The organism is Geosporobacter subterraneus DSM 17957, from assembly GCF_900142145.1.
Taxonomy (GTDB): Bacteria; Bacillota; Clostridia; order Peptostreptococcales; family Thermotaleaceae; genus Geosporobacter; species Geosporobacter subterraneus.
In genome coordinates this window covers 1-1,205 of sequence record NZ_FQZV01000117.1, presented here as the reverse complement: position 1 = coordinate 1,205, position 1,205 = coordinate 1, and the positions used below count along the sequence as shown (strand labels likewise).

At 41.9% G+C, this 1,205-nt stretch carries 1 protein-coding gene; it reads right to left on the bottom strand.

What is annotated here, in order from left to right; all coding sequences use genetic code 11:
- Positions 1-423 precede the first annotated feature (423 nt).
- Positions 424-1,053, bottom strand: a complete 630-nt coding sequence (gene upp, locus BUB56_RS19215; protein WP_110942844.1) for a uracil phosphoribosyltransferase — start codon at positions 1,051-1,053, stop codon at positions 424-426.
- Between the last annotated feature and the right edge of the window lie 152 nt (positions 1,054-1,205).

Genomic DNA, 1,205 nt, shown 5'->3' with positions numbered 1-1,205 from the left:
CTAACGCTCAGAATGACATGCTTCTAAGGTTTATTTGGAAATAATTGGATTACGTTGACGCCTATGATATTCTTATTAACCTATGATTGAAAATTTCCGTATCTAACGGAACGATCGATGATCGTTCCCTACAGTAGGGGCAGGCCTTGTGTCTGCCCGCTATGTCTCGGTGCGGCAGGGTCGTCGTACCCTACACTTAAACCTTTATTTGGGCTATACTCATAATAATTAACTTCGAAAGAAAAGGGTTGTGCAGGAAACAAGATAAGTTCCATATACAACCCTCTTTTGTAGGATACTTCTACATACCTATTCAAAATTCCTTCAAAGTATTTCAAATTAGGACACTATATTTTTGTTATTTTATTCCATATATAATAAAAAGAATAGATTTCGATGACTCTACTCTCTATTCTTTGAAATTTACTTCGTTCCAAACAGTCTGTCCCCTGCATCGCCCAGTCCCGGTACGATATAGGCGTGATCATTCAGTTTTTCATCTATAGCAGCTACATAGATTTCTACATCCGGATGGGCTTCACATACTGCTTTTACCCCCTCAGGAGAAGCAATCAGACACATCAGCTTCACACTCAGAGCACCTCTATCTTTGATAAACTGGATCGCAGCATTGGCAGATCCGCCGGTTGCCAGCATGGGATCCAGTACGATGAGTTCACGCTCCTGGACATCTACCGGCAGCTTGCAGTAGTATTCTACCGGCTCTAGGGTTTCCGGATCTCTATATAATCCGATATGTCCAACCTTGGCCGCCGGGATCAAGCTGAGCATCCCATCTACCATTCCAAGGCCTGCCCTTAAAATCGGAACGATTCCAAGTTTTCGTCCTGCGATTACCTTAGATTTCGTTTTACTGACCGGCGTTTCAATTTCGATTTCCTCTAGGGGTAAATTTCGCGTTACCTCATAACCCATCAACATGGCTAATTCTTTAACAACCTCGCGGAACTCCTTAGAGCCTGTGTTTTTGTCCCGAATTAGAGTCAATTTGTGTTGAATCAAGGGATGGTCCATCACAAAAACATTTTTCATCATATGTGTCTCCCTTCCATATGTTCATATAATTAATCATAGGGGCAGACTTGCGCATCTGCCCGTTATTCGGAACGACGAGGGCGTCGTTCCCTACATTTATGCGCTATTCTAGAAGTATTTATCAATATAGATTTTCGTTTCTAAAATAA

What these genes read in the sequence shown, in the direction of transcription:
- upp (WP_110942844.1), bottom strand. Translation starts at nt 1,053, where the DNA reads ATGAAAAATGTTTTTGTGATGGACCATCCCTTGATTCAACACAAATTG.